The organism is Nostoc sp. UCD121, from assembly GCF_014222285.1.
Lineage (GTDB): Bacteria > Cyanobacteriota > Cyanobacteriia > Cyanobacteriales > Nostocaceae > Nostoc.
The window spans coordinates 1-7,088 of sequence record NZ_JACKZS010000295.1 but is presented as its reverse complement, the minus strand read 5'-3'; the positions used below and the strand labels follow the sequence as shown (position 1 = coordinate 7,088).

Below are 7,088 nucleotides of genomic sequence, written 5' to 3'. Positions count from 1 at the left end.
ATCGAGTTGGGAGAAATCGAAGCATTACTGAGCCGACATGATGATGTGCAGATATGTTGTGTCATCGCTCGTGAAGAAACTTCGGGTAATACTTGTACTGAGCGGCTTGCCTTGAGCGAAGTCGAAAGGAGCCGAAGTAAGCGCTTAGTTGCCTACGTAGTGCCACAAAAAGAGGTGACTTGTACTGAGCGGAGTCGAAGTACACCCACAACGGACGAACTGCGCCAGTTTCTTTCCAATAAACTTCCTGGGTATATGGTGCCATCTGTTTTTGTGAAACTGGAGTCTTTACCCCTGACACCTAACGGCAAAGTAGACCGTCGCGCTTTGCCTAACCCGGATTTACAACAGGAACTATCAGATTATGTAATGCCAAATACAGAAGTAGAAACAATCATTGCTGGCATTTGGCAACAAGCACTGAAAGTAGAGAAAGTGGGAATTTACAATAATTTCTTTGAACTAGGAGGTCATTCGTTACTACTGGTACGAATTAATCAGCAATTACAAGAAATATTTGGTTTAGAACTGTCTATAGTTGATATGTTTGATTATCCCACTGTACATAGTTTAAGTAAATACTTGAACATTAAATTAAAAAAAGAATATACAATTAAAGAAAATACTTATCGTACTCAATCTCATAGCGAGAGTAAAACTTTAAGAAACCAACAATTGGAATCAAGACAACAATATCGCTCTCAGAGAAAAAGGTAAAAATGATAATAGATTTAGCGCATAATAATAATGAGTTTAATAACTCTGAAATAGCAATCATTGCTGTTGCTGGTAGATTTACAGGTGCAAAAGATATTGAATCATTTTGGCAGAATTTACGAGATGGCGTAGAATCTATCTCCAGACTAACGGATGAAGAATTAATAAATTCTGGCGTTTCTCTAGATTTGCTGAGTAACCCTAATTATATAAAAGCTAGTGCTGTTCTATCAGACATTGAATTGTTTGATGCAAATTTTTTTGCTTATAGTGCCAAAGAAGCTGAGTTAATAGATCCACAACAACGGCTATTCTTAGAACTGGCTTGGGAAGCAATCGAAAAAGCTGGTTATGACCCGCAAACCTACAATGGTTTAATAGGGGTTTATGGTGGTGTAGGGATGAGTAGATATTTGCTCAATAATCTCTATCCCCATTATCAATTATTAGAAACAATTGACCCTATCCAATTAGGAATTTCCAACGATAAAGATTTTTTACCTACACGAGTTGCATATAAACTCAACTTGACTGGCCCCGCAGTAAATGTGCAAACAGCGTGTTCTACTTCTTTGGTTGCTGTTCATGTAGCTTGTCAAAGTCTCTTAAATGGTGAATGTGACATAGCTTTAGCTGGTGGAGTTACTCTGAGCATTCCCCAAAAAATAGGTTATTTATATCAAGAAGGAATGATTCTTTCTCCTGATGGGCACTGCCGTGCTTTTGATGCTAAGGCACAAGGAACAATTGCCAGTAGTGGTGCTGGGATTGTGGTATTGAAAAGATTAAAGGATGCAATAAGTGATCGCGACTACATTCATGCAATTATTAAAGGCTCGGCCATCAATAACGATGGTGCAATGAAAGTGGGCTTCACGGCTCCTAGTGTTAACGGTCAAGCAGCAGTGATTGGCGAAGCTCAAGCTATAGCGGGTGTAGATGCCGAAACAATTTCCTATATAGAAGCTCATGGCACCGCTACACCTTTAGGCGACCCGATTGAAATTGCAGCTTTAACTCAAGCTTTTAGTCAAAGTACTGATAAAAAAGGTTTCTGCGCTATTGGTTCGTTAAAAACCAACTTAGGACATTTAGATACAGCAGCAGGTGTCGCAGGTTTGATTAAGACTGTATTAGCACTGCAACATAAAATGCTGCCTCCGAGTTTGCACTTTGAGACACCTAATCCTAAAATTGATTTTGCCAACAGCCCTTTTTACGTCAATACAACCCTGACTGAATGGAAAACAGATAACATTCCTCGCCGTGCTGGGGTTAGTTCCTTTGGTATGGGGGGTACTAATGCTCATGTCATTTTAGAAGAAGCACCAACTCAATTAAAAATTAAAAATTTAAAATTAAAAAGTGAATATTTTCTGTTGTGTCTGTCGGCTAAAACTGCGAGTGCGCTTAAGAACGCAACAGCTAATTTAATCACGCATTTAAAAGAGCATCCTGAGCTTAATTTAGGCGATGTAGCTTTTACCCTCAATAGTGGTCGCCGGGGTTTTAATCATCGGCGGATGTTGATTTGTGACGATTTAGAAGATGCTGTTAAAGGTCTTAGTAATTTAGCAGCCCAACAAGTTTTTACCAATTATACAGAGATTACAGAACGGTCTGTTGTCTTTATGTTTCCCGGTCAAGGTTCTCAGTATGTCAACATGGCGCGGGAAATTTACGAAACCCAAACAGTATTTAAAGAACAAGTTGATTATTGCTCAGAAATTCTTGAACCCCTACTAGGGCTAGATTTACGTCATATTATTTATCCCAGCGAATCAAATATTGATGAGGTATCAAAGCAACTTCAACAAACAGCGATCGCTCAACCTGCTATTTTTGTAATTGAATACGCCCTAGCTAAATTATGGCAGTCTTATGGAGTAGAGCCACAAGCTGCGATCGGTCACAGTATTGGCGAATATGTAGCAGCAACTCTAGCAGAAGTTTTTTCCCTAGAAGATGCCTTATCTCTGGTAGCAGCACGCGGACAGATGATGCAGCAACTGCCTACTGGAGCAATGCTTTCAATTCCCTTACCCGCAGATAAGGTAAAATCCCTATTAGGGACAGAACTTTCTGTTGCAGCAATTAATCAACCCTCTCAGTGTGTAGTTTCTGGTTCCATAGCAGCAGTAGAGGCACTACAAAATCAGCTTGCTGCTCAAGGAATTGAATGCCGCCGTCTGCATACTTCTCATGCCTTCCATTCCCAGATGATGGAACCAATCTTAGAGGCATTTGCAGAGCGAGTCAAAAAAGTTACTTTAAATCCGCCAAAACTTCCTTATATCTCCAACCTTACTGGCACTTGGATTACAGTCACCCAAGCCACAAATCCTGACTACTACGCTCAACATCTGCGTTCCACAGTACAGTTTGCCTCTGGTGTAGAGAAATTATTGGCAACATCGGAGCAAGTCTTACTAGAGGTAGGGCCAGGACACACACTAACTACATTAGTTAAAAGGCATCCAGACAAAGCAGCCGCACAAACTGTCTTGACTTCGGTACGTCATCCTCAAGAAAAGCAATCCGATACTCGTGTTTTATTCAACACATTTGGTCAACTCTGGTTGGCTGGAGTCAAAGTAGATTGGTTTGGATTCTATAGTCAGGATGAATATTACCGTCTTCCCTTACCGACTTATCCCTTTGAACGCCAACGTTATTGGATTGACCCCCCACAAAAAGCAGCTTGGGGACAGTTGCAAACTTTACCCCCAACATCACAATTGTGGACATCGCTTACACAAGCAGGTCAAAAACAAGCAAATACTAGAAATGCAGAACTTAACGAGTTAACCTATCAAGAGAATAGACAATTGTTGGATCGTTTATGTACAGCCTACATCAACTCTGCATTCCAACAATTAGGGGCTTTTAGTAATCCCCAAGACAAGTATTCTTTAGAGAATTTGTTGGCGCAATACGATATTTCTCCCCGCTATCAGCAATTGTTCTCTAGATGGTTGCAAATATTAGTCGAGCAAGGACAACTACAGCAACAGGAGGGATTATTTAGTAAGCTATTACCGTATTTACAAGATTATATTAATGAACATTTAGAGCAAGTCAAAGCTAGGTTCGCTGCTTCATCTTTAGTAGATTTAGATTTAGTGCAACGTTGTGGTGAAAATTTAGCTGCTGTTGTTGTTGGTGAACAAGAACCATTAGAGATTTTCAATGAACTAGTTTATCAAAAAGAAAACAACGGTTCATATTCAGAATCTCCGTTAATTACTTACTACAACTCTATCTTGCGCTCAAGCTTGGAACAGGTAGTCAAATCATTGCCATCATCTGTTCACCTAAAAGTTCTAGAAATTGGTGGAGGTACTGGTGTGTCTACGCAAGCATTATTACCTGTATTGCAGCCCAAACAAACCAGCTATACTTTTACTGATATTGGTAGCGGCTTTCTAACTCAAGCCCAACAGAAGTTTAATGACTATTCATTCGTTGAATACCGATTACTAGACATAGATAAGTCTCCAACTGAGCAAGGATTTGAGAAGTATAGCTTTGATGTAATCATAGCCTCTAATGTATTGCACGCAACTCGGAACATAGATCAAACACTCCACCATGTACGCTCTTTATTAGCTCCTGGCGGCTTTCTATTACTGTGGGAAATAACGCAGCCGAAAATAGATTTTGATATTAGTTGGGGTCTGCTGTTGAAACCTTTAGACGATAAAAGACGCAATCCAGGTCAGCCTTTTATCATTTTAGACCAGTGGTTTGAAGCACTACGCGCTCAAGACTTTGTTCAAGTTGCCGCTTTTCCGGAAACTGAAGCACTTGAGCATCAGATTATTATGGCTCAAGCTTCTGCATCAGCCGCATTTAGCACCAAATCTAGACAAAAAAATATTGAGACTAAGTCAGATATTTCATTACAAAGAAAGCCGGATATTTTTCAGCAAGAAAACTTATCTGCACTCCACTCCAGACCTAATTTGCCAAATTCATATATAGCCCCCCGTAATGATATTGAGCAAAAAATCGCTGAGATTTGGCAAGAATTATTAGGAATTAAACAGGTAGGAATCCATGATAACTTTTTTGAATTAGGAGGAGACTCTTTAATAGCTGTTCAAGTTCTGTCGAGATTAAGAAGCAATTTTTCTATTAAATTAACTGTAGCGAATTTGTTTGAGTCTCCCACAATAGTTGAAATAGCAGCAAAACTAGAAAAACAATTAGAGCCAGATACCAATGTAGGTGCAATTGATAGAGAAGAAATAACAATTTGAATAAAAACTAATTTTAAATTACGAATTACGAATTACGAATTAGCTGAAGTGGAGTAATGTTTCTGTGAATATCGAACAATTGGTAGTTGATCTTAGTAAACAGGGTGTGAAGTTGTGGGTTGAGGGTGAGCAGTTGCGTGCTAATGCTCCAAAGGGAGTATTGACGCTAGAAACTCGTGACTTATTAGCTAAAAATAAAGCACAACTTATCTTGTTGCTGCACGAGAAAAATGCGGCTCCCGATACAGATTTACCCCTGATAAAAACCAAGCGTCCTCAGAACTTACCTCTGTCTTTTGCCCAAGAACGACTCTGGTTATTAAACCAGTTGGAACCAGATAGCCCTTTCTACAACGAACAAACAGCTTTAAAACTTCACGGTCAGTTGAACGTCGTGGCGCTAGAGCAAAGCTTCAACAAAATTATTGAGCGCCACGAAGTTTTACGTACCAACTTCCACACTATCAACGAACAGCCAGTCCAGGTAATTGCTGACAGCTTAACCTTAAGTGTGCCAGTAGTAGACCTCACAGAACTACCTGAAAGTGAAAGAGAAATCGCTTGCCAACAATTAGCTAAGATGCAAGCTGCTCAAGCGTTTTACCTTGCTAGTTCTCCTTTAATCCGAGCTTGTGTGGTGAAACTTAAAGAGCTAGAATACGCTTTGCTACTAACAGTACACCACATTTTAGTGGATGGTTGGTCAACAGGCATATTGATGCGCGAGTTAGCAACCATTTACTCAGCCCTCTGCAATAATTTGTCCCCAGAGCTACCTGAGCTACCAATTCAGTATGCCGATTTTGCGATTTGGCAACGGCAATGGTTACAAAAAGAAGTACTCCAAACGCAGCTTGATTACTGGAAGCAATTACTCAAAAACGCTCCTACCTTACTAGAATTACCCACGGATAGACCTAGACCAGCCATTCAAAATTACCGGGGCGCAGTCCAATATATAGAATTATCAAATGAACTGAGTCAAGCGATCACTAATTTCAGTAGGCAAGAGGGAGCAACCCTATTCATGACGCTGTTTGCAGCTTATGTTACCTTGCTTTATCGCTATACAGGCTCCGATGACATTGTAGTGGGTACACCCATTGCTAACCGCGATCGCTTGGAACTTGAAGGGCTAATTGGCTTTTTTGTCAATACTTTAGTATTACGTACCGATTTGTCAGGTAATCCCAGTTTTCAGCAATTGCTCAGTCGAGTACGACAACGCATATTGCAAGCTTATGCTCATGCAGACTTACCCTTTGATGAGTTGGTAAAAGCATTGCAGCCACAGCGAGACCTCAGCTATACACCACTGTTTCAGGTGTTGTTTGTCCTCCAGAATGCGCCCATATCTGAAGTAGAGCTTACTGGCTTAACTATCAGTCCTTTACCAACTCAAAGCACAGTTGCCAAGTTTGATTTAACTTTATCATTGCAGAACACGGCAACTGGACTAGTGGGTATGTGGCAGTACAACGCTGATTTGTTTGATGCAGCCACTATTGAACGGATGAATGGGCATTTCCAAACATTACTTGAAGGAATTATTGCTAACCCTCAACAGCCGATTTCGCAATTGCCTCTGCTAACAGAACTTGAGCAGCAGCAATTATTGGTTGACTGGAACGATACCCAGTCCGACTATTGCCAAGATAAATGTATTCATCAGTTGTTTGAGGAGCAGGTTAAGCGTACCCCCAATGCTGTAGCAGTTGTGTTTGAAGATCAAAAACTGACTTACCAGCAGTTGAATAGTCGTGCTAACCAGTTGGCCCATTACCTGCACTCATTGGGTGTAGGAGCAGATGTGCTAGTAGGCATTTGTGTAGAACGCTCAATAGAAATGGTGGTGGGACTACTAGGTATTCTCAAAGCAGGCGGAGCATACCTACCACTTGACCCAGAGTATCCTACTGAGCGTTTGCGCTTCATGCTAGAAGATGCTCAAGTTTTGTTAGTGTTAACTCAGCAACGACTTCTTGACAGACTTCCACAGCTTCAAGCAAAACAAGTCTATTTAGATGAAGCTTGGTCACAAATTGCCCAAAACAATCAAGATAACCCAACTAGTGAAGCCAAAGCTTTTAATCTAGCTAATGTAATTTA

The 7,088-nt window shown here is 40.5% G+C and carries 3 protein-coding genes; all 3 read left to right on the top strand.

Features of this window, described 5'->3' with window-relative positions:
- The coding region (locus GNF10_RS33700) for a phosphopantetheine-binding protein (RefSeq protein WP_260446176.1) at positions 1-717 on the top strand (717 nt) is incomplete at its 5' end.
- 2 nt (positions 718-719) lie between these two features.
- Positions 720-4,979, top strand: a complete 4,260-nt coding sequence (locus GNF10_RS33695; protein ID WP_185579973.1) for a type I polyketide synthase — start codon at positions 720-722, stop codon at positions 4,977-4,979.
- 64 nt (positions 4,980-5,043) lie between these two features.
- On the top strand, positions 5,044-7,088 hold a 2,045-nt coding region (locus GNF10_RS33690), incomplete at its 3' end, for a condensation domain-containing protein (RefSeq protein ID WP_185607384.1).

Excerpts from the sequence above, each read along its gene's own strand:
- GNF10_RS33695 (WP_185579973.1), top strand. The coding sequence starts at position 720 with ATGATAATAGATTTAGCGCATAATAATAATGAGTTTAATAACTCTGAA.